The sequence below is a fragment of the Aeromicrobium changchenzhani genome, assembly GCF_057586615.1.
Map to the genome: position 1 here is coordinate 1,215,110 of NZ_CM172480.1, position 21,342 is coordinate 1,236,451.

At 61.3% G+C, this 21,342-nt stretch carries 18 protein-coding genes and 1 pseudogene; 6 read left to right on the forward strand and 13 right to left on the reverse strand.

The window, feature by feature from the left end; translation table 11 throughout:
* The first annotated feature begins 104 nt into the window (after positions 1-104).
* Positions 105-1,751 (forward strand): GMC oxidoreductase, encoded by a 1,647-nt coding sequence (locus AC2YB9_RS06150; protein ID WP_487267864.1) that lies wholly within the window; start codon positions 105-107, stop codon positions 1,749-1,751.
* Positions 1,748-2,218, forward strand: a complete 471-nt coding sequence (locus AC2YB9_RS06155) for a hypothetical protein (protein WP_487267865.1) — start codon at positions 1,748-1,750, stop codon at positions 2,216-2,218. Before AC2YB9_RS06150 ends, AC2YB9_RS06155 begins: the two co-directional genes overlap by 4 nt.
* A 90-nt stretch (positions 2,219-2,308) precedes the next feature.
* Here AC2YB9_RS06155 and AC2YB9_RS06160 read toward each other — a convergent pair.
* Positions 2,309-2,944 (reverse strand): annotated as a pseudogene (locus tag AC2YB9_RS06160) (IS630 family transposase); the annotation flags it as partial.
* 21 nt (positions 2,945-2,965) lie between these two features.
* Here AC2YB9_RS06160 and AC2YB9_RS06165 point away from each other — a divergent pair.
* Positions 2,966-4,204, forward strand: a complete 1,239-nt coding sequence (locus AC2YB9_RS06165) for an NAD(P)/FAD-dependent oxidoreductase (RefSeq protein WP_487267866.1) — start codon at positions 2,966-2,968, stop codon at positions 4,202-4,204.
* Between the two features lie 101 nt (positions 4,205-4,305).
* Here AC2YB9_RS06165 and AC2YB9_RS06170 read toward each other — a convergent pair whose 3' ends face one another.
* The 8 genes from AC2YB9_RS06170 to AC2YB9_RS06205 all read right to left on the reverse strand — a co-directional run bounded on the left by AC2YB9_RS06170 (position 4,306) and on the right by AC2YB9_RS06205 (position 13,642).
* Entirely contained in the window at positions 4,306-5,283 is a 978-nt protein-coding gene (locus AC2YB9_RS06170) for an SDR family NAD(P)-dependent oxidoreductase (RefSeq protein WP_487267867.1), read from the reverse strand.
* An 88-nt stretch (positions 5,284-5,371) separates the two neighbouring features.
* Positions 5,372-5,995: a CPBP family glutamic-type intramembrane protease gene (locus AC2YB9_RS06175; protein WP_487267868.1), complete on the reverse strand. Its 624-nt coding sequence runs from the start codon at positions 5,993-5,995 to the stop codon at positions 5,372-5,374.
* Positions 5,996-6,114: 119 nt separating this feature from the next.
* Positions 6,115-7,014 carry an NAD(P)H-binding protein gene (locus tag AC2YB9_RS06180; RefSeq protein WP_487267869.1) on the reverse strand — a complete coding sequence of 300 codons (900 nt, stop codon included), beginning with the start codon at positions 7,012-7,014 and terminating at the stop codon, positions 6,115-6,117.
* 40 nt (positions 7,015-7,054) lie between these two features.
* The gene (locus AC2YB9_RS06185; protein ID WP_487267870.1) at positions 7,055-8,410 is read right to left on the reverse strand and encodes a TIGR01777 family oxidoreductase; all 1,356 of its coding nucleotides are present in this window, start codon (positions 8,408-8,410) and stop codon (positions 7,055-7,057) included.
* A gap of 335 nt (positions 8,411-8,745) precedes the next feature.
* Positions 8,746-9,564 (reverse strand): GAF and ANTAR domain-containing protein, encoded by an 819-nt coding sequence (locus AC2YB9_RS06190; protein WP_487267871.1) that lies wholly within the window; start codon positions 9,562-9,564, stop codon positions 8,746-8,748.
* 807 nt (positions 9,565-10,371) lie between these two features.
* Complete coding sequence (locus tag AC2YB9_RS06195) at positions 10,372-10,803, reverse strand: SRPBCC family protein (protein WP_487267872.1); 432 nt, start codon at positions 10,801-10,803, stop codon at positions 10,372-10,374.
* 200 nt (positions 10,804-11,003) lie between these two features.
* A complete protein-coding gene (locus AC2YB9_RS06200) occupies positions 11,004-12,197 on the reverse strand; it encodes a GGDEF domain-containing protein (protein WP_487267873.1) in 1,194 nt (397 codons plus the stop codon).
* A gap of 233 nt (positions 12,198-12,430) precedes the next feature.
* A complete protein-coding gene (locus tag AC2YB9_RS06205; protein ID WP_487267874.1) occupies positions 12,431-13,642 on the reverse strand; it encodes a PucR family transcriptional regulator in 1,212 nt (403 codons plus the stop codon).
* A 102-nt stretch (positions 13,643-13,744) separates the two neighbouring features.
* Here AC2YB9_RS06205 and AC2YB9_RS06210 point away from each other — a divergent pair, with 102 nt between their 5' ends.
* Together AC2YB9_RS06210 and AC2YB9_RS06215 are read left to right on the forward strand one after the other, a co-directional pair.
* Positions 13,745-14,869, forward strand: coding sequence for a ferredoxin reductase (locus AC2YB9_RS06210; RefSeq protein WP_487267875.1), 1,125 nt, complete (start codon positions 13,745-13,747; stop codon positions 14,867-14,869).
* A gap of 24 nt (positions 14,870-14,893) precedes the next feature.
* A complete protein-coding gene (locus tag AC2YB9_RS06215) occupies positions 14,894-16,075 on the forward strand; it encodes a fatty acid desaturase family protein (protein ID WP_487267876.1) in 1,182 nt (393 codons plus the stop codon).
* 14 nt (positions 16,076-16,089) lie between these two features.
* On the opposite strand, the gene AC2YB9_RS06220 is transcribed toward AC2YB9_RS06215, so the two are convergent.
* Positions 16,090-16,308, reverse strand: a complete 219-nt coding sequence (locus AC2YB9_RS06220; protein ID WP_487267877.1) for a hypothetical protein — start codon at positions 16,306-16,308, stop codon at positions 16,090-16,092.
* 208 nt (positions 16,309-16,516) lie between these two features.
* Between AC2YB9_RS06220 and AC2YB9_RS06225 the strand changes: the two genes are divergently transcribed.
* Positions 16,517-17,389 carry a universal stress protein gene (locus AC2YB9_RS06225; RefSeq protein WP_487267878.1) on the forward strand — a complete coding sequence of 291 codons (873 nt, stop codon included), beginning with the start codon at positions 16,517-16,519 and terminating at the stop codon, positions 17,387-17,389.
* A gap of 111 nt (positions 17,390-17,500) precedes the next feature.
* On the opposite strand, the gene AC2YB9_RS06230 is transcribed toward AC2YB9_RS06225, so the two are convergent.
* The 3 genes from AC2YB9_RS06230 to AC2YB9_RS06240 all read right to left on the reverse strand — a co-directional run bounded on the left by AC2YB9_RS06230 (position 17,501) and on the right by AC2YB9_RS06240 (position 21,339).
* Complete coding sequence (locus tag AC2YB9_RS06230) at positions 17,501-17,875, reverse strand: hypothetical protein (protein WP_487267879.1); 375 nt, start codon at positions 17,873-17,875, stop codon at positions 17,501-17,503.
* Between the two features lie 258 nt (positions 17,876-18,133).
* Positions 18,134-18,847, reverse strand: a complete 714-nt coding sequence (locus tag AC2YB9_RS06235) for a response regulator transcription factor (protein ID WP_487267880.1) — start codon at positions 18,845-18,847, stop codon at positions 18,134-18,136.
* Entirely contained in the window at positions 18,844-21,339 is a 2,496-nt protein-coding gene (locus tag AC2YB9_RS06240; protein ID WP_487267881.1) for a DUF4118 domain-containing protein, read from the reverse strand. The genes AC2YB9_RS06235 and AC2YB9_RS06240 overlap by 4 nt, the downstream gene beginning before the upstream one ends.
* Between the last annotated feature and the right edge of the window lie 3 nt (positions 21,340-21,342).

A 21,342-nucleotide genomic window follows, 5' to 3' on the forward strand; every position in this document is an offset into this window, starting at 1 on the left:
GGGAGCCCCTGGTCTTCCAGAGCCGGGAGGGCTCGCCCCGCACATTGTTCCGCCGGATTGTGATCAATGGACAACGCTACTGTGACAGCACTAGTGTTACGGACATGCCGGAGTTCGATGCTGACGTGGTCGTGGTGGGCAGTGGCTTCGGTGGGGCGGTCGCGGCGCTGCGGCTGACCGAGGCCGGCCACCGCGTGCTGGTCCTCGAGAAGGGCAGGCGGCTCGGCGACGAGGACCTGCTGCGTGCGCGCCGGGACCCGCGCGCCTACCTCTGGCAGCCGGGCGTGGGCCTGCGCGGCTTCTTCTGGCAGCGGGTCTTCCGCCACGTCGCGATCATTGGCGCGAGCGGTGTCGGCGGCGGGTCCACGGTCTGGGCCGGGGTGTTGCTTGAGCCGCGCGACGGCTTCTACGCCGATCCTGCGTGGTCGCACCTGTGCCCGGACTGGCGTACCGAGCTCGCACCCCACCTCGCCCGGGCGGCGGGCATGCTGGGACGGGTAGTCACCCGCCACCGCGGCCCGATGGACGACCACTTGGCCGCCGCGGCCGCGAAGGTCGGCGCCGGCGCGACGTACGGGCCGGTGCCGGTGGCCATCCACTTCGGGCGCGAAGGCGTCACCGAGCCGGACCCGTTCTTCGGGGGCGAGGGGCCTGCCCGGACCGGGTGCCGCCTCTGCGGGGAGTGCCTGCTCGGCTGCCCGTACGGTGCCAAGAACCAGCTCACCCGCAACTACCTGCCGCTCGCCGAGCGCTACGGCGCTGAGGTACGGGCAGAGCACGAGGTGACCGGGATCCGGCCGCTGCCCGGCGGTGGCTACGAGCTCGCTGTCGCCCACCCGTGGCGGCGCACACCGGTCGCGCCGATCCGGGCCCGTCGCGTGGTGCTGGCCGCCGGCGTGCTCGGGACGCTCGACCTGCTGTTCCGCTGCCGCGACGAGCTGGGCACGCTGCCGCACGTCTCGGCGATGCTGGGCCGGCGGGTGCGCACCAACAGCGAGGCGCTGACGGCGGTGCTCCAGCCGCCCGGTGAGGACCTGTCGCGGGGGCCGACGATCTCCAGCGACTTCTACCCCGATCCCGACACCCACGTCACCCAGAACCGGTTCGTGGGCGGCTGGCACATGCGGCTCCAGGTCGGGCCGATCGTGGACGGCGAGCGGAAGCTGGGCCGAGCGCTACGGACCCTGGGCAGGCTGGCGGCCTCGCCCGTCTCGCAGGTGCGGTGGATGGCCGCGCGGGGCTTCGAGCGCCGGCTCACGGTGCTCACCGTCATGCAGCATCTCGACAACGAGCTGGCCTTCGAGCGCCGGCGGTCCCCCCTCCGGCCGTGGCGGCGCGTGCTGCGGTCGCGGGCGGTGCCAGGGCGCCAGGCGCCGAGCTACCTGCCGGTGGCCAACAAGGTCACCCGGGCCTTTGCCGAGTCGTCGGGCGGCACCCCGCTGAATCTACTGGGCGAGACCGTCGGCGGGCTCTCGGTGACCGCACACATCTTGGGCGGCGCGGTGATGGGTGCCTCGCCGGCCGAGGGAGTGGTGGACACCTCGCACGAGGTGTTCGGGCACCCCGGGCTCTACGTCGCCGACGCCAGCACGATCCCGGCGAACCTCGGGGTGAACCCGTCGCTGACGATCACCGCGCTGGCCGAGCGCTTCGCGTCGCTGTTCCCCTCGGCGCCCGAGGGCGCCGTACGCCGGGAGCCGGTCACCGCGCGCCGGGCCGGCACCCCGACGGTCACGGACGGTGGTCGGTGATCGGTGTGCCCGCGTTGGTGCGCGCGTGGTCGAGCCTGCCGGCGCCCGCACTCGACGACGTCGTGGGCACGCTGTGGGCCGAGTTCGTGGCGCCGCTGCGGCAGGCGGCGCCGGTGGGGCTCGGTCTGGTGGGGCTCCCGCGCTGGCATGGCAAGAGGTTCGCCAGGTCCGGTCCTGGGGAGCTGGTCGGGGTGAACCTCGTCCGCGCGCGGGACGGCTCCGGCTCGCTGGAGGAGCGGCTGGCTATGCGCGCGGTGCTGGGTGAGGGCCTGGCCGACGGGCTGCCCGCGGTGGTGGTCACATACGCCGCCGACGGGCCGCGGCCGTGGCGATGGGTTCGCGACGAGCTCCGGGTCGGGCGCGACGGGGCGCTGGTGGGCATGTCGTACCTCGACCGCCCCCTCCTGCGTCGCGGCGGGCTGCCCTTCCTGCTTCACCACGAGCGCGGAGACGGACCCGGGGGCTGACATCCGCACCCCGAGGCCCGTCCGAGTCCCGTGGATCCGGGACTTTGGACCGTCCCGGTGGATGGCTTGCTTCTCGATGATGCCGAATTAGACCTCGACCAGGTTCAGCCACGAGCCGGACGTCGGTGTGGGGGTACCTCCCGCTTGCGGGGGAAAGTGGAAATGGATTCGCGGGTTCGCCTCGAGCCAGTCGCGGGCTTCGACCGTCTTGTGGGTTGCGGAGTTATCCATGACCAGATGCAATTCCTGGTCGGGGTAGGCCTTCGCAACGTGTTTGAGGAACCGCAAAGCCTCTTGGCGGCGGTGCCTCGGCTGGGTGATTCCGTTGACCTTGCCGGTCGCGATCTCCAAGCTCGCGAACAACGTGGTGGTGCCGTGGCGCACGTAGTCATGGGTGCGACGCTCGGCAAGGCCTGGTTTCATCGGCAACGTCTTCTGCGTCCGATCGAGTGCCTGAATCTGGGACTTCTCATCCACACACAACACGATCGCGTTCTCCGGCGGCGCCAAATACAGGCCAACCACGTCAGTGACCTTCGCGACCAGCTCAGGGTCAGTCGAGAACTTGAACGTCTCCAACCGCCACGGCCGGATTCCATAAGCACGCCAAGCCTTGGCGACCGTCGAGTTACCAATCCCCAGCTTCGCCGCCAACAACCGCGACGACCAATGCGTCACACTGGGCTGACGGGCCAGCGCCCGGCGGGTGTGCACGACTCCAAATATTTGGTCGAGAGGGAATGAGACATGGCAAACGAGACCTGTGACGTTGCGGTAGTCGGAGCGGGGTTGTCGGGATTGTCGTGTGCTCAGCGCCTGACTCAAGCAGGTCTCGACGTGCGTGTGATCGAGGCATCGGACGCGGTCGGCGGTCGAGTGCGCACCGATGAGGTCGACGGATTTCGGCTCGACCGGGGTTTTCAGGTGTTGAATACCGCATATCCGGAACTCTGCGCGCAAGTCGACCTGGACCAGTTAAATCTTCGCCATTTCAATCGGGCGATGCTGCTGCATGTTGAGGGTCAAACTGTTCGGATCGAAGACCCAAGACGCAGACCCCGCGGAATTCTTACCGCAGCGCGTTCACCGATTGGCGGGATGCGGGATAAGTTGGCCCTCGCCGCCTATGCCGGATTCGTCGCATACGCGCCGGTCTCTGTTCTTCAACGACAGAAAGATCAGGCAGCCAACGAGCGGTGGCGAAGTCTTGGAATGTCTCAAACAATCATCGACCGTTGTCTGCAACCCTTCTTTTCAGGGCTACTCCTCGAAACGGATATGTCGACGTCAAGTCGATTTACTGACCTGATGATGCGAAGATTTATCAGAGGCAGCGTGGCTGTCCCGGCGACTGGTATGCAGGCGCTGCCGGAACTGCTGGCTCACGATCTGAGGGTCGAATTGCAGCGTTCGGCGATCGCAATACGGCCGACCGAGGTGGAAACGTCAGCCGGCCTGATTCGTGCCAACGCCGTCGTCATTGCGACCGCCGCCGACGAGGCTGCCGGGCTACTCCCAGGCGTGCGGCTGCCGCAGTGGAGAGGCGTGTCAACGGTGTATCACGCCGCCGAGCAGTCCCCGTTAAACGAACCAACATTGATCGTTGATGCCGAACAATCTCCGGTGAGCAACACCGTCGTGATGACCGAGGCCGCACCGTCTTATTCGTCCGATGGCCGTGCGTTAATTGCCACGTCAGTCGTCCATGACCAAAGCAAAGCACCCAAAGACCTCGACGATTCCGTGATCAGGTCTCATCTTGCGCGACTCTACAACTGCGACACCGCGTCGTGGGAACATATGGCGACATATGACATTCCGCGGGCCCTCCCAGCGATGCCCGCCCCGCACCCGTTCGAGCGATCGGCGCAGGAGGATGGTGTCTATGTTTGTGGTGACCATCGGGACACCAGCTCGATTCAAGGTGCGCTTGTCTCCGGTCGAAGGGTCGCAGAGTCAGTTATTCGTAACTTGGGTGTTGCATAGGTCGAAATGATTGGCGCACGGGCCGGCTTGGCGACGCTTCGTGCTCATCACCGGCCAATGACCTTGTATCGCGGCGGCAGAAGTTCCAATGACAAAAACGCTTACTCGAGCTCCCCGAGCTTGGCAGTCCCCGTTGCCGCTGCGGCATCATTCCACAACCGTTCGCGTTTCTTCGGATCCTCGTCTTTGGCGTGCCCGTAATTGGTCGGCCGTAGGCGTCGGTCGTGCCAAAAATGACTGGTATTGCTGGAGTCCGGGCGGGTTGCCGCCAACCAGATCAGCGTGTCGGCACCTTCGTCCAATGGTCGCAGCACCGGCAGCGTCGCCCGTCGGAATCTCGGCATCGATTTTGCCACGCCGGGAGTGTTGACCCAGCCTGGATGCATGCTTTCGACGGCGATGTGATCGTCGGCAAGTCGGTCCGCCCACATCTGGGCGAGGACGACCTGCATACGTTTCGTCCGCGCATATGCCTTGGCGCCCGCATACTGACCGATACGATATTCGGGATCGTCGTCGCGAAGATCTGCGGTGTACATTCCACCGGATGACATGAAGATGACGCTGGCGGCATCGCTGGCGGCGAGTTCCTTTCGCAGCAGAGTGGTCATGAGATGTGGGCCAAGCACGTGGGTTGCATACGTGACTTCGTGCCCGGCAGCGGTCTCGGTACGTTCGGTCATCATCGCTCCGGCATTGTGAATCAATCCATCCAACACGGGCACCTGGTGCCGGTACTCCGAGCAGAATCGGCGCACGTCGTCGAGATCGCTGATGTCGCATTGCTGTGGATGAAATGTCCCGTGTGGCACCTGGTACCGCAACGTCATCAAGGCGTCATCCAACTTTTCTCGACTACGCCCCAAAATGTCCACTTCGGCGCCAAGTTTGGCCAACCCTGCCGCCGTTGCCAGGCCGATACCGGAGGTAGCGCCGGTGACAATGACCCGACGCCCGGCCATTGAGCCTGCGGCGGGATCGGCGGGCCACCACCGGCGGCGTAGCAGCGGACCGATGCGTGAATATCCCAGAATGATCGAACGGTCGAGCAAAGTGTCGACGGAGCTGTTGAACGTCATAACAACATTCCTTTCGCACGGGGGACTGGACGAACGGGTAGACCGCACAATCTCACCGCTTTTCGGATGATAGATCTGCTGGCGTGTCTCATGCTCGGGGTGGGAATTTGCGACGGAACAATGGCGGTAGGAAGCGCACCATAAGGATGGACCAGGTCAGGTGAGTCAGTGCCGGCGCTTGAATGCCGCCGGATGCCCGCCGCTGCAATCCGAACAATCCACCCATCACCACGCTCGCGATAACCAAGGCCGGATTCCGTGTGCCGATTGTGGTCGCCGTATACGCAGCGGTCGACACTGCTACCGGATTTTTCTGGCCGACAGCGTCATATAAGGCACCGCGGAAAAAGATCTCCTCGGCGAGCCCATTGGCGCAAGTCGTCAGCAACACGAGTGCGGAATGCTCGTCGTCGGCGAACTCCATCACCTTGACCAGAGCATTGTCCAAAACAGGAATTCGACGGGCCACGAGAGCCGCACCATAAAACAGCGCGAAAGCGCCAGCCGCGGTGGCGACGGGAACGATGATTGGCCGCCTGAACTTGCCACTGCGCATCTCGATCCACCCAAGGTGCAACGGCCCCGACCACGCAGCTCCGCCCGTCCAGATCGCTGCAGTCGCTAACGATGAGGCGTAAAAACGATTTGATCCGGGCCGCGTCGAGAGCGAATATTTCAACGTGCCGGTTCCGAGCAGCATGACTGTGCCCACCACCTTGCGCCTGTGTCGCGTTGCTTCGAGCGGCTCGAGGTGCAAACGGGGTGTCTGTCCGGTGAGACCTTTGGGCAGTGCAGCAAGCCACCTCAACTGTTTCCGGCGACGTGGAAACCTCATCGTTTGGTTCGCTTCTCGCGAGCGCGCTCACCCAACGCTTTGAGCACGGCGTCGTCGTAGTCCATCGGCTCAAACGGTACCAATCGTCGGATTGAATCATCTTCGACAACGACCTCATTCGTCATCGAATCGATCAACGTACGTCCGGTCTGGATGTCCACATTGGTGACCAGTGCCAACCACAGTGACGACAGCTGTGGGCTAAGCAACGGGACGGGAACAACAGGAATCCAGCGTCCTTGGATCGCCGCGAGCCGGCGCATCATGGTCAAATATTCGAGGACTTCGGGTCCGCCGATATCGAACGCTCGACCGGCAGTCTCGGGAACGTCCAGCACACCCACGAGATAGCGGACCACGTCATCGATGCCGATCGGTTGGGTCCGAGTATTCACCCAGCGAGGAACCACCATTGCCGGTAAGTGTTCAACGAGCTGTCGGGTCAATTCCCATGATGTCCCACCGTGGCCAACGATGACTCCAGCTCGGAGACTGGTGACGGGGACATCCGCGGTGCTGAGCAGCCGCTCCACCTCGCGGCGGCTCCGCAGATGCGCCGAAAGGTCATCGGAATCCGCACCGAGACCACCAAGATAGATGATGCGCTGCACATCCATGTCGGCCGCAGCGCTGGCAAAACTGGTCGCTGCCTCGGCGTCGAGGCGTTGGAAGTCGCTGGAATCCAGGGAGTGCACCAGATAGTAGGCGACCTCGCACCCTTCCAACGCGGCCGCCAGAGTGGGGGGGTCATGAACGTCGCCGTAGACCGGTTCGCCCGCGCCGGTGTATGTGTTGGGGTGGCGAGTCATGGCCTGCACGGTGTGCCCGGCTTCTTCCAATGCAGAACAGAGTCGTTTCCCGACGAAGCCTGACGCTCCCGCTACGACTATGCGCATACTCGATTCCTCTCGTTGTTGTTGCCGTATGTCATTTGGTTCATTCAGTGCGCCCGAGTTGGTGGCTTAACGCGGCGCCGAGGGTTGGATGTCGGAACTGATATCCGGTGGCTTCCAGTTGTGTTGGCATGACCCGCTGGCTGGCATTGGGAATCTCGGCGGCGCCTTCTGCGCCAAGAAGCAGGCGTGGGCCCAGAGCCGGTACCGGCAGGACCGCGGGCCGGCGGAGCGTGCGGGCGAGGATCTGTGTGTACTCACTGTTGCGTACCGGTTCTGGTGCCGTCGCGTTCATGGGTCCAGAAATGTCGGTGTCGATCAGGGCGTGATGGTAGGCATAAACAAGATCGTCCAATCCGATCCACGACTGCCATTGCCGGCCATCACCGACCCGTCCACCCAGTCCGGCCGCGAACAAGGGGCGCAACAGGTGCAGCGCTCCGCCACGTGGAGATTGCACGATCCCGGTGCGCACGTTGACGACACGGATACCAGCCTCGCGCGCAGGGATCGTGGCGTCCTCCCACGCCCTGACGACGTCGGCAAGAAATCCCGTGCCAGGTGCGCTCGCTTCGGTGAGGGTCTCATCGCCGCGATCAGCGCCGTAGAAGCCAATGGCAGAGGAGACGACGAAGGCTTTGGGTCCGCCGTCCATGGTCGCGAGGAGTTCGGCCAGTTTCTTCGTTGGGGGTATGCGGCTCTCTCGAATTTTCCGCTTGTGCTCCTCGGTGAACCGTCCAGCAATGGGTTCACCCGCGAGGTGAATGACCGCGTCGACGCCGTCAAACAGGCTTCGATCGGGATTATTCGGATCCCAACGACGTTCATCGGGCCCGGTAGGTGGGTGGCGTACCAGCCGAATGATCCGGTGGCCGCCGGTGCTCAGAAATGCGGACAATGCCGTTCCGATGAGCCCTGAACTTCCCGTCATCGCCACCGTCAGCGTGCGATTGGTTTGGGTTGCCGCCCAACGGTGTTCGGCGAGGTCGGCTGCCAGTTGATTGTGCCGGTACTTGAACATTTGGTGGAGCATGCGCTCGGGAATTTTCGACTCAACGTGATCGGTCACATTGGTCCGATTCCCCTCGACCGTGGTGAAATCATGGGCATGTCGCCACGTCAATGCGACGGCGAGTGGTTTCGACGAAACTCCGTCGGAGACCAGTTCATCAACGAATCGGCTGTTTTCCACGTAAGCGGATGCGTCGTGTTGTGCAATCCATTTCAGACCGGCGGGGAACTCGAGAACTGCTCGCCCGTCTTTGAGTGACGTCGCTTCCGCGCCGATGCGAACAGGCATCCACGGCGGCGTCAGACGGGTCATCGCACCGCAGCGAGCGTGCCACGCAAACACCTCATCACGAGGCGTGTCGATGACGCTCGAATAGGTGATGCCCATTTCGTTATCCCTGCTTACCGTCGTGGTGCGTAGTGTCGTGCTTGGTCCCGCGAGACCTTCATGTCCATCAAGATTTGATGCGGGGCCATTGATTTTCAGCGCAGTATTCGGGTATGTCCGTGTCTGCCAAACACTCCGAAGTGGGGCTTGTCTATGTCGACCCATCGACCGTTGCGTCGAACTTTGAGTACCCAATGGTTTTCTTTTCGACTTGCAGCGATTTCTTTGGCCCACCGAGTAGCCGACTCGCGATCGAAAAACACCCCACCGCGGTGGTACCTCGTGGCCGGCTCGAAGTAAACGAAGGCCTTCGCTGGTTCGCTCAACGTAATCCCTCACCGATCTGATTTCTTGGGGCGGTCCACTTCCGTGTGAAACGAGCCATAAACGTGTGCGCTAGGTACCCCTTCCGCGCGAAACCAATCCGACAGACTAGACGTTTGGACCAGACCTCGCGCGATCTCGACCAGCTTGATGTTCATTTCATTGGAGTAGCGCCGCAAAATAGCGAACGACTGGTCGCCATCGACACTCAAGCGATTCATGAGAATTCCTTGGGCCTGTCCGATCACCGTGCGGTTTTCCAAGGCCTGCTGCAACTCTTCGACAGCACGAGCCGCAGTCAAAGCGACCGAGGCATGGCTGGCAAATATCTGAGCCATGCGGACATGGTGTGGTGCGAACTGCCCGGTTCTTGTCCCATACATGTTCAGGGATCCTATCGGGGCCCCGCCGGCGTGAAGCTCGGCCGAGAGAACACTCAAGAACCCTAGTCCCGTGGCTTGGCGACTCCACCGCGGCCACCGTGCATCGGTCGCCAGGTTCTCGCAAGTCACCGTACGCAACTCGGTCGCCGCGTCAATGCACGGCCCTTCTCCATCGTTGTACTGAAACTGATCGGCGCGAGCGACGAGATCGGACGTTGGCCCAAGTGTTGCGAATCTGCCGCGGCTCTGCAGCATCGTGACACCGGCAAATTGGGTGCCGAACGCTTGCGTCGCGAAAAAAACTATCTGCGTGACCGCCTGTTCGGTCGTCTCGGCCCCCGCCATCTCGCGACTCACCCGGGCGAGGACTGCGGCGTCGATTGTCTGTTCAAACGGTTTTGTACCGTCGCGGGTGGGGTCGGTTCGTAGAACATCCTCGATTGTCATGAGTCTGACCTTTTGGCGTAAGTCTCGTAAGTCATCTCAGCGGCGGTAGCGCAGATTTTTGTGGTGAAATCCGTGCCGCTGAGCCGTCAAATCGATCGCGCACTCAAGAAGCATCATTGTCGGGCCTTTCGTAGGATGAACAGTTCAAGTCTCTCCCGCAGATTCGCTCTTTTGGAGGATGAAATCTATGCATTTCTCCGCCCTCATCGGGCCCTTGCTCGTGGGTCCTCAGATTTGGAATGTCCGAACATCGAACGAGTTGCATAAGTTTCGAGTGCTGATCACCGAGAAGAGCCGATAGTTTTGGTCCACCGGCTCGGCAGCAGGCGGTACTGATCGTTTCCAGACGGGACAACTATGTCGAATCTCTCGCACAAGACTGCCCAGCCTTGGTGCCTCGAAACCTTCAGCATGGTGGGTCAACGGCAGCAAGATCGCGTCTTGGCAGCATTCAGCCGCGTCAGCTTGCCGGCGGTCATCGTGGAAGGGGTTGACCGCGACCAAGAGTGGTTCGTCATCGTCGACTCCCCGTCGATTGCTCACGCGTTCAGGGCGCGCCGCGTTGTCCGCGTCATTGACCCCCACGCGGTGCTGACTTATTCGACGAATTCCCGGCACCTAACCGGGCAGGTACTGAGCAACGAACGGCGATAAATACCAGCCAGCTGACGACCGGCCGCTGTTCGAAGAGCCGACTTCATCGGCATCTGCGTCCGTCGTTTCGGGGTGTGGCAAGAAAAGTAGGTTGCCGGAAACGTGCGGGAAACGATTGATCAGACTGAACTCGGGCTGGAGGGTCTCGAGGGGTCAGAGGTTGGAGAGGTGGTCCTCGAGGCTGCTTGCGACTTTGTTGGCGAGCAGTGCCAACGCGGCAGGCATCAGCGGTTCGACCAGTTTGGCGACGCCGGTGGGCTCAAAACTGGCGTGATAGGTCACCATCGTCACATCGCCCGTTGACGAGAATGTCATAGTGTCTAGCAGCTGGATCGAGCCAGCGTCTCCCCTCAGTTGGAAGCGCTCGTGCTCGATGTATTCGGTGACGATGTAGTCCACCTCAGTCTCACGACCGGCGAATTTAGAAACGTTGTGATACGTCGTTCCCACGCCCCCATCACCGGAGGTCCGGCTGGTGCTCACGCTCGGTGGGTCCCATTCCTGGCTGGTGCGAAAATCTGAGAGGTAGGCCCACACCTTCTCGACCGGTTGCCGGACCGTGACCGTGCGTTCCACGCTGGGCATCGTTAACCCTTTCCGTTGACGAGCCACCACCGTACTCGGCCTAGTCCGGGAAATTCGCATGCAACCATCGCCAGCTGTGCCACCTACGACGCGGCCCAGCGGGAACAGCGCGACATCACTAGCTGCGTTGGCCGAAATGGTGTGGAGGGCGGCTGTTCCGTGCCGACGGCGTCCACCTGTCTGGACGAACGGACAAAGGATCAGGGTCGAGGTGCTGGCTTTGGGGCCGGGGTCGAAGGATTGAGCCCGGCAACTTCCTCATCTTCACGTGCCACCTGGATCGGGCCGCATTGCTTTGCTCGATACAGCGCCGTATCGACCGATGAAATTGCGTCGTCCAGGTTTGCCCCAACAGCCAGGTGCCCCACTCCATAGCTGCCGCTGGGAACGCCAATTCCCATGGAAGCGGTCGATTCCTGAAATCGTAGGTTGATTTGCGCTGCAGTCTGCGCGGCGCGGTCCAGGGTCGTGCCCGGCAGCAGCAGGATGAATTCGTCGCCGCCATAACGGCCGATCAGATCAGTGGAGCGAACCGCTGCTAGGCATGCGGCTGAGAATGCTTCCAGCACGCGATCACCGACGGGATGTCCGTAGGCGTCGTTGATGCTCTTGAAATGGTCGAGATCGGCAAGGATCAGCGCGCCGGCTAATGAGCGTTTCGAGTTCTGAGCTGCGTTGCCAGCAAGACGGAGAAACTCCGCGCGATTGAGAAGCCCGGTCAACCCGTCGCGTGTAGCCCTGGCCGTAAGTTCCTTGGTGGATTGTTCGTGGCTCAGTTCTGACATGCTGTAGGAAACCACGGCCAGTAGTGTCAAATTCAGGAGCGTTGTGGTCGCCGATCCGAAATAGGCGGTGAAAGCGTGGCCTTCGGAGCCATGGATCAGATAGACGATCCACCGAAGGAAGTAGTAGAAACTTATGAAGCCGGCTGAGACCGTGAGCATCATTCGAACACTGGTATCGGTGTGTTCCATCCGCCAGAGCTCTACGGCGCACAGACCGATCGTCGCGCTCAGCGCGAAGAGGAAGATGTAACCTCCCGACCAGATGTTTGAATCTGGATGGTCCAAGCAAGAAAGTATGAAGGTCGGTATCGGTGCGATAGCAATTTGCCAGCCCGGCGGTCGCGGTGCTCGCAACGTCCTGGCGCCCGCCCAGACGGCGGCACCGCCGAACACCAACATCGCGTTACCGAGCGGATTGCTCCAATATTGCTGTGGCGTGCCGTCGAGAAGGTAGGCGCTCGAACCGCCCAGGAACGAAGCAAGTGCCACACACCACCATCCGCAGTAGGGGGAGCGAGTGGAACGGTAGGTCGAAAAATAGAACAGGATCAGCATGGTGAACGCCACGACGGCGAACGCCACACGAAGACTTGCCGTGTCGAGCATCATGGGTAGACGGTCACGGCAGGCGGCAGGATGACGAAACCCAACCAAGACAGTCGTAGACCGTCGAAAGAAGACACCAAATCCCTCCCCGATCATCGGCCCCGGCATCTCAGAATAGCGCGAAAGCGGCGCATTCTGATCAAATTCCCGACGCAACGGGCGGAGCCGCTCGGTCCATCAGGGGCCGAAGCGCGTTCCGACGCTGCTGGGACCGCCGCAGGCAGTGTCATTGCGCTTCACGCCGGTGGTGTACTGACCGGCAGGTCGTGCAGGGCGTGCAGGGCGATCGTCAACTCGAGCACCGTGGTGGGATCGTTCAGGCTGTCGCCGAACAGCTCCTTGAGTTGCCCCATCCGGTAGCGGACGGTCTGAGCATGCACGAACAAATCTGCTGCCACATCGTCGCGACGACCTTGGTGCAGAAGCCAGGAACGAAGCGTCTCAGCGAGTTTTTCGGCACTTGCTGGTCGGAGGTCATCGAGCGGAGCGAGGACTCGTCGCCGAAGGTCAGCAATGGCTTCGGGGTCTGATCCGATGACCAAAGACGCGAGATGGAGTTCGGTGTCTATTGGGCCGGTGGTGTCCGCAACTAGTTGCCAGGCTCGCACCGCACGCAGATAGGACGATCGCGATTGCATCCATGGTTTGGCCGGGCCAACGATCGATTGGCGATCGGCCAGAAGCCCGAGGAGCTTCGCTCGACCTGCACCGTCGACATCAGGGGCCAGTAGGACGGCCAGCCCCGCGGCCTTGTCGAGCCCGGGCAGATCGTCTTCGAGGTGGAGAGTTCCCGCGCCAAGCCGTGAGATGACTGCTCGCTGTTGTGAGATGGGGACGAGAACTACCGTCAGAGTGCTGGGCACTCGCCACGTGGCACGCTCGGCGCTTGTACGGAGTGCATCTGGCGACGCACCATTCAACAATTGCCGGGTTAGGTCTTCGAGATGGCGATCGAGTACCCGCCCGCTGGCGGACAATTGATCGGCATGGCCGGCGACGCTGGCGGCAGAGAGTTCATCTATGTAGGCGAACAACAGCTCGGCGAACTTGGCCATCGTTTCCGCTGACATGCCGGCTTCGGTGGCTACAACTGCCATCTCTCGCCACGCCACACGAGCGCCGATCCGGTAGGCCATAAGTAGTGCATCCATCGCGCGGTCACTGCGGGCCTCGCCTTGGCCGAGGGAATAGGCAGCGTCAATGACCGGAGCGAGCGGAACGCCAGGGTCGGATTCGCGTGACGTCAGGGTGAGGAACCCACCAATGCCGAGCTGCACTGCATTTTGTATGTTCTCGCCCATATGACCGGCGAGGGGCCCTGCATAACTCGGCACTTCAACGATGATCGCCGCTATAGCTTGCTCCGCGATGCGTGGCAACACTTCTCGAAGTGAGTCATAGATGCCAGCATCAAAACCGAGTTCGGCTGCGCCGGGGGAGACGTGCACAGAATTTCACTCTCACTAGTTTGTTCGCAAAAAACAAAAGCATGTATTTAATTCACATTGTTTGGTCAAGACTTTACACCGGTTGGACTACATCATGGAAGTATGACGACAACTATCCAGAGACCACGTGCATCGCTGCGCGATCGCGTCCTCAAGGTTGCCGAGCGTGTGACGACTCCATTGCTTCCGTCGGATTACCTCGACCTCATCAGCCCACTGCGTAGCGGCGCTGACCTGCGCGGACGCATTGTCGAGGTCGTCCCGGAGACTGCCGACGCCGCAACGATAGTGATCCGCCCCGGCGCTGACTGGGCAGGGCATGTGCCCGGCCAGTACGTCCGCATTGGCATCGACGTCGATGGTGTTCGTCAATGGCGCGCATATTCCCTGACCCATGGACAGCGCAGGGACAAGAACATATCGATCACCGTCAAAGCAGTCCCCAACGGCACCGTGAGCAACCACCTCGTTCGCGAAGCCGCTCCCGGAGTCCTTGTGCACCTCGAGCAGGCCACGGGCGACTTCGTTCTTCCTGACTCGGTCGCGCAGCACGGCAAAGGCAAACTCCTGTTCGTAACGGCTGGTTCGGGCGTAACCCCCGTCATCGGGATGTTGCGCAATCTGTTCCCGGTGACGGACACCGGTGTCGTACGCCTTGCCCGGAGCAACGAAATCGACATCGTGGTCGTCCATGTCGCCCCGACTGAGCCGGACTCGATCTTCCTGAGCAATCTCAAGGAACTCGACGAGGTTGGCGCCATCGATCTGATCCCCAAGTATGACGATGTACACGGCGTATTGAATGTCGAAGACCTCATCAATCTCGTCCCAGATCTCGCCGAACGCAGCACCTACGCCTGTGGCCCTGCCGGACTGCTTGATGCCTTGCAGACACATCACGATGCGGCTGGCTTGGCGCTCTTCACGGAGCAGTTCCGCGTGGCGCTCATGGAAGCAGGCGAAGGTGGCACGCTCACCTTCACCGGCAACGACACCTCGGTTGAGGCCAACGGCAGTACGCCGATCCTCGAGGTCGCCGAAGCCGCTGGCGTCCTGATGCCGAGCGGCTGCCGGATGGGCGTGTGCTTCGGCTGCGTAGTGCCCTTGCGCCAAGGCGTCGTGCGCGATCTGCGCAGCGGCGACCTGACCACCGCTTCACCCGGCGACGGCGTGAACATCCAGACCTGCATTTCCGCGGCCGCCGGGCCCTGCGAGATCGACCACTGACCACCACCTCCCCAAGGAGCACCCATGACTGTCATCAGTAGAAAACAGATCGACCCGACCGCCCATCTCACAGCCGAAGACATTGAAAACCTCGGCATCGAGCTTGACGCGATCCGCGCCGACTTCATCGCCGCCCGTGGTGCAAGTGATGCGGCCTATATCCGCAAGGTCATCGACAGCCAGCGCAAACTCGAGCTCGGCAGTCGCGCAGTTCTTCTGTTCTCACTCTTCCCGCCCGCGTGGCTCGTCGGAACCGCTGGCCTCTCGGTGGCCAAGATCCTGGAAAATATGGAGATTGGCCACAACATCATGCATGGCCAGTGGGACTGGATGCGCGATCCCAAGATCCATTCGACCACCTGGGAATGGGACAACGCCTCCCCGTCGGCGCAGTGGAAGCATTCGCACAATGAGTTGCACCACACCTACACCAACGTCATCGGCAAGGACAACGACCTCGGCTACGGCATCATGCGCGTCGATGAGGATCAGCGCTGGCACCCGTTCTACCTAGGTCAACCATTATGGAACTTCATCAACGCCTGTTTCTTCGAATACGGGATCGCGGCGTATGACCTTGAGCTCGGCAAGAACCTGAAGTCCAAGAACCGCAAGAACCCCGAATTCGTCAAAAATTACAAGCAGGTTCTCAAGAAGATCCGGAAGCAGGCCACGAAGGACTACGTCGTGCACCCGCTGCTTTCTGGCCCGTCATTCCTCACGACGATTGGCGCCAATGCGACGGCCAATGTCGTACGTAACCTGTGGACCCATTCGGTCATCATGTGCGGGCATTTCCCCGAAGGTGTCGAGACCTTCGAGAAGAAGTCCATCGTCGGCGAAACGAGGGGGGAGTGGTACCTCCGACAGATGCTCGGCTCGGCCAATATCGACGGCAGCAAACTCATGCACATGATGAGTGGCAATTTGTCGTTCCAGATCGAGCACCACCTGTTCCCAGACCTGCCAAGCAACCGCTACCAAGAGATTGCGCCGCAGATACGTGACTTGTTCGACCGTTACGGCTTGACCTATACGTCCGGTTCGCTCCCGCGTCAGGTCGGTTCGGCGTGGAAAAAGGTCGTTCGACTTTCACTGCCGAACGGTTTCCTCGACAAGGCGACCAAGAACGTCGCGGACATCGTGACGATGCCAGTCAAGTTCGTACGCCCGGTTTCCGACGTCTCGAATGAAGACGCCGCCTGATTCACAGTCTCCGTTCAGGTCTGAGCGCGATCCAGGATGCGCCGGCGCCCGGACTCCAGGACAGCACTGGACAGGATGAAGCCGCCGATGAGCACGAAGAGTAGGTAGATGAAGTCGTCACTTGCCTTGTCCACGACCGCGGCTGCAAGCATCGTTGCGGTCCACACGAAGGACATTTGCAGGATCAGTCGGCCGTAGGCGGCACTCAACTGCGCCCGGGTCTGGTCAGTCATCGGTGTCTCCCTCTCACTCTGAAGTGTCTCCAGCCTGCCGCGTTCCCGCAGCGGTTGCCAGAGCCGATAGTCCCTCGACGTGGTGGGGCCCGAGGCATCGCCCGTCGGCGTGTGCCGGGGTACGGAAAATCTGTGGCGGTGAGTGGTTTGGACAGCATGAGCAGTGCGATACGGTTGAAGAAAATTGACGAGAATGGCGAGGTTGCAAATGTCCGGTGTGCTGGTGGTCGGTGTCGATGGTTCCGAAAACAGTGCCGCGGCGCTGGAATGGGCTGTGACGGAGGCGGCAATTCGTGGTGACGTCCTTAAACTCATCTATTGCCTCCATCTTCCAATCACGACAGCCGCATTTGCCGGTGCGGTGGCGGCCCCGCAGCTCGACGTGATGCGCGAATACGCCGATGGCGTGCTTGCCGCCGTGGCCGAAACGGCCCGCAGCATGGAACCGGAGTTGGAAGTACAAACCCAACTCGTGATGGGTCCGCCCTCGGCCGGATTGCTGGACGCATCGAAAGACGCTTCTCTGCTCGTTGTCGGCGCCCGTGGACTCGGCGCCTTCGGCTCGATGTTCCTGGGTTCGGTGAGTACGCGCGTCGCAGCACGTGCCGAATGTCCGACAGTGGTCGTACCGTCGGACGGGCATGAACACGATCGCTCGGGCCCCATCGTGGTCGGCGTAGATGACTCGCTACACGCGGTCGCCGCCCTGCGGTTCGCCGCAGACACGGCCAGTTTGAATGGAAACGAGATCATCGCGGTCTATGGACGCGGCGACACGTCCAATCTGGACCTTCCTGCCAATGTCGAACGCACCGAACAGGCACAAGCTGAAGCCGTTGTGGCCGAAGCCATCGAGCGCGCGGGGCTGGATCGGGAGGGGCTGGATCAGAAGGTGACGACACGGGTCGTGGCTGCTGATCCCGGTGAAGCTCTTCTCGAAGCTGCCGAGAACGCCTCGCTCATTGTGGTCGGCTCACGTGGACACGGTGAATTCCGCGGGATGCTGCTCGGGTCGGTAAGCCAGTCGGTGCTCCATGGAGCGAAGCGTCCGGTTGCTGTAGTCCGCGCCGAGCAGGACTGAACCGCCGCGGCGCTCTCGAGAGTCAGCTGAGTGGCTACGAGAAGCTGACTCTCGACAGACGAGGCGCGAAAAGACGGCTCTCAGTCGCCATCGGGCGGGTCAGCAATCGCATTAATCAGTGCGGCAGATCGTGACGTTCGGTTCGTCATGAAGCAGACGCAGAAGGTGCGTGGCGTAGTTATACGTTGTCGTTTCTCTCAGCTCACATCGAAGCGGCATGGCGGGACTGACGACGAGAACGACGCCTTTTGTGGCGTATTGGCGACGGATGTAGTCGACGATGGGACTCGAACGATCTCCATCGGTTCCAGCGAGGAACACCATTGTTAGACCGGTGTTCCACTCATCCCACTCCCGCTCGAATTCACGTTCTTTGGATCGCGAGTCGGGCGCACAGACATGGATCGCGAGTATCTCGTCGGTTTCCATGCTGACGGCAGTCTCTAGCGCGTGTTTTGTGTCGTGGTTGAGAAGTCCGATGGGCACGATCGCTACCGTTGGCGCCGTGCCCAACGGGGACGTGGCTGGAGTCGATGAGTCTGATCGTGCGGGCGCGTGGTTTCGGTCGGTGGTCGGTTTATGTCCGAACCGGTGTTCGTGCCGGCTGATTCGACGGGTAAGGCTCATGCCTCAAAGGTATGTTTGCCAGTTGGCCTCGAGACCGTTGTTCACGCAACCTTCATGGGTCTTCACGAATTCTTTGCGGTGATCGCGAGACGGGCGGTCATCACCATGGTGGTTGGGCTATTGGGGAGAACTGGGGTTCCTGGGAAGAACATCTGGCCCGGGGGAGAAGCGATATCCAAGGCCAGGTTCAGTGATGAACAATCGTGGGTGACTGACATCCACTTCGAGTTTGCGGCGGATGCTAGCCAGGTGAACGCGCAAATATCCAGTTTCGCGGTCGTAGCCCGCCCCCCATACGGCGCGGAGAAGTTCCGACTTGCGCACCAGCCGGCCCCGGTTGCGAGTGAGCACCTCGACGATCGACCACTCGGTGGGTGTCAGATGAATATCTTGCTGATCGCGGGTGGCTTTTGAATCCGCGATGTCCAGAAGAAGGCCGTCTATTTCGATGGCTGGTGGCGCTGGTTCGACACCAATGCGGCGAGTGGCCGCTCGTATGCGTGCGAAAAGTTCCTCGATATTGAACGGCTTGGACACATAGTCATCGGCACCAAGATCGAGGGCTTCGACTTTGTCATCGGATTCTGAACGGGCCGAGACAACGATGACGGGCACTTGGCTGAAGGAGCGCAACTGTCGAAGGACCGCAATGCCGTCGAGGTCTGGGAGTCCAAGGTCCAGCAGGATGACATCAGGCATCTCCTCGCTCACAATGTGCAAGGCAGAACGGCCATCACCCGCGACTTCCACCTCATAGCCGCGCGCTCGGAGGTTGATTCTCAGTGTGCGAAGGATCGCTGGGTCATCATCGACGACAAGCACTCTCGTCACATTGGCCCCCTGACAGACTTAAGCGTGAGAATGAAAGTCAGGCCACCTCCGGGGGTGTCCTCAGCAATGAGGGTAGCTCCCATCACGTCGGCCAAACCCTGCGCGACGGCCAGACCTAAGCCGATGCCATCGCCTGCGGGTACGTCGCCAAGGCGCTGAAACGGCGCGAATAGCCGGTCGTAACTTTCGGGCTCGATACCGGGGCCGCTGTCCGCAATGCGTACTGCAACGTTATCCCCAATCGTGAACGCATCAATCACAATGGGCACGTCTGGCGGCGCATATTTGAGCGCGTTCTCGCAAATGTTTGCCAGTATGCGTTCGAGTAGTCCCGGGTCGGCCTGAACCGCCAAGTTTTCATCGCTGATCTTGACGTCGATGCGTTCGCTGCCTGGAATCGAAGCCAGTGACCCTCTGATGCTGTTGGCCAGACCGACGTCGGTGAGTGTCGGACTGATGGAACCGGTCTGTATCCGGGTCATGTCAAGCAAGTTCGCTACCAGCGCTTCGAGGCGATCGGTCGATTCTTCGATGGTCTCAAGAAGGTCGGCCTCGTCCTGTTCGGACCACTTAATGTTCGTGTTTCGCAGGCTGCTGACGGCCGCTTTGGCCGCTGCTAACGGTGAGCGCAAATCATGCGAAACAGCCGCTAACAGTGCCGTGCGGATCTTGTTGCCTTCAACAAGTTGCGTGCGTTCGATCTCGATCTGCGTCGCACGTCCGCGTTCTGCTAACACAGCTGCGTGGGCGGCATATGCCTTGAGGAGTTTACGGTCTGAAGCATCGGCCCGACCGCCGCAAAGGGCAAGTGTTGTGGTCTCGGCGATCGTCATTGTCATGTCGGCGGAATCTATCGATGTGGGTGGTGTGCCGGCCGATGCGATCGTCTGTTGTACACCGTCGGCGGTGGCGAAAATTGCGGCTCCGCGGGCACCAAAAAGCTCAACGGCACTCGACAATAAATGCGGGAGGTCGTCGCCGGCATACAGCAGGCTGTGCGATAGAACTGTGAGCGCATCGGCTTCGGCACGGGCTTTCCGGGCTTGCGTGGTGCTGCGGGCGGCAAAGTTAACAACCGAGGCCACCGCAATTCCAACGACAACGAACAAAGCAATTGCGAAGGCATTCTCAGGGTCAGCGATAGTCAGCGTCCGCAGCGGCGGAGTGAACAAAAGATTAAGCAGAACGCCGCTTAGCACCGCCGAGATGATCGCCGGGATGAGTCCGCCAATGATGGCGGTGGTGACGACCACGGTCATCATCACCATCGCCTCCGTCGGCAGCCCATGAAGACTGGCAGTGAGTTCGAGCAGTCCGCTGGCTGCCAGCGGGGCTAGGAACCCCAGCGCATATCCGGCCATCAACCTGCGTGCGCCGAGGCTGCCGGCTCCGCGAAGCGTACGATTTTTTCGACGTGCGTCGTCGTGACTGACGACATGGGCGTCGATGTCGCCAGACTCGGCGATGACGGTCTCGCCGACGCCGGGTCGCAGCAGGGTAGAAATGCGGCCACGCCGGCTAGCGCCGATCATGACTTGGGTGGCGTTTTCAGCGCGGGCGAAGTCAAGGATTGCGGTGGCGGTGTCATCGCCGACGACGGTGTGAAGCGTGCCACCAAGATCTTCGGTGACCTTTCGCAGTTGGTGTAGCTGATCTGGCGATATTCCCGCAAGACCGTCACGTTGCGCGACATAGAGCGCCATCCACTCTCCACCCGCGCCACGAGAGGCGATGCGGACGGCACGGCGCATCAGCACCGAAGATTCGGGACCCCCAGTGACCGCCACGACTATGCGTTCGCGCGTCGCCCAGGTGGAGTCGATATCGTGCTGGGCGCGGTACTGGTCAAGCCCTTCATCTACACGGTCTGCCAGCCACAGCAGCGCCAATTCGCGTAACGCGGCGAGGTTACCTTCGCGAAAGTACTGCGACAACGCGGCATCGACGGTGTCGGGGGTGTACACATTTCCGTGAGCCATGCGGCGGCGAAGCGCTTGCGGGCTCATATCGACCAACTCGATGGCGTCGGCCTGACGTACAACCCGGTCGGGGACTGTCTCGCGTTGGCGAACTCCGGTGATCGATTCCACTACGTCGTTCAGAGATTCAAGATGTTGAATGTTGACAGTTGTGATGACATGTATTCCAGCATCGAGGATCGCTTCGACGTCCTGCCAGCGTTTTTCGTGCACTGAGCCGTCGATGTTGGAATGGGCCAATTCGTCGATCAGCGCGACTCGCGGACTGCGCCGCAATATCGCTTCGACGTCCATTTCCAAGTAACTGGTGCCGCGATAATCAATTGATTTTCGCGGCACCACCTCTAGACCCTGCATAGCTTCTTCGGTACGAGGGCGGTTATGGGTCTCAACCAAACCGATGACAACATCGGTTCCTCGGTCGGCCCGACGTCGACCTTCGGCGAGCATCGCGAACGTTTTGCCCACTCCAGGTGCGGCGCCAAGGTAGACTCGTAGTTTGCCTCGCTGCATGGT

What these genes read in the sequence shown, in the direction of transcription:
- AC2YB9_RS06210 (WP_487267875.1), top strand. Translation starts at nt 13,745, where the DNA reads ATGACGACAACTATCCAGAGACCACGTGCATCGCTGCGCGATCGCGTC.
- AC2YB9_RS06200 (WP_487267873.1), bottom strand. Translation starts at nt 12,197, where the DNA reads ATGATGCTCGACACGGCAAGTCTTCGTGTGGCGTTCGCCGTCGTGGCG.
- AC2YB9_RS06225 (WP_487267878.1), top strand. Translation starts at nt 16,517, where the DNA reads ATGTCCGGTGTGCTGGTGGTCGGTGTCGATGGTTCCGAAAACAGTGCC.
- AC2YB9_RS06190 (WP_487267871.1), bottom strand. Translation starts at nt 9,564, where the DNA reads ATGACAATCGAGGATGTTCTACGAACCGACCCCACCCGCGACGGTACA.
- AC2YB9_RS06150 (WP_487267864.1), top strand. Translation starts at nt 105, where the DNA reads ATGCCGGAGTTCGATGCTGACGTGGTCGTGGTGGGCAGTGGCTTCGGT.
- AC2YB9_RS06220 (WP_487267877.1), bottom strand. Translation starts at nt 16,308, where the DNA reads ATGACTGACCAGACCCGGGCGCAGTTGAGTGCCGCCTACGGCCGACTG.
- AC2YB9_RS06170 (WP_487267867.1), bottom strand. Translation starts at nt 5,283, where the DNA reads ATGACGTTCAACAGCTCCGTCGACACTTTGCTCGACCGTTCGATCATT.
- AC2YB9_RS06215 (WP_487267876.1), top strand. Translation starts at nt 14,894, where the DNA reads ATGACTGTCATCAGTAGAAAACAGATCGACCCGACCGCCCATCTCACA.
- AC2YB9_RS06185 (WP_487267870.1), bottom strand. Translation starts at nt 8,410, where the DNA reads ATGGGCATCACCTATTCGAGCGTCATCGACACGCCTCGTGATGAGGTG.
- AC2YB9_RS06180 (WP_487267869.1), bottom strand. Translation starts at nt 7,014, where the DNA reads ATGCGCATAGTCGTAGCGGGAGCGTCAGGCTTCGTCGGGAAACGACTC.
- AC2YB9_RS06165 (WP_487267866.1), top strand. Translation starts at nt 2,966, where the DNA reads ATGGCAAACGAGACCTGTGACGTTGCGGTAGTCGGAGCGGGGTTGTCG.
- AC2YB9_RS06195 (WP_487267872.1), bottom strand. Translation starts at nt 10,803, where the DNA reads ATGCCCAGCGTGGAACGCACGGTCACGGTCCGGCAACCGGTCGAGAAG.
- AC2YB9_RS06240 (WP_487267881.1), bottom strand. Translation starts at nt 21,339, where the DNA reads ATGCAGCGAGGCAAACTACGAGTCTACCTTGGCGCCGCACCTGGAGTG.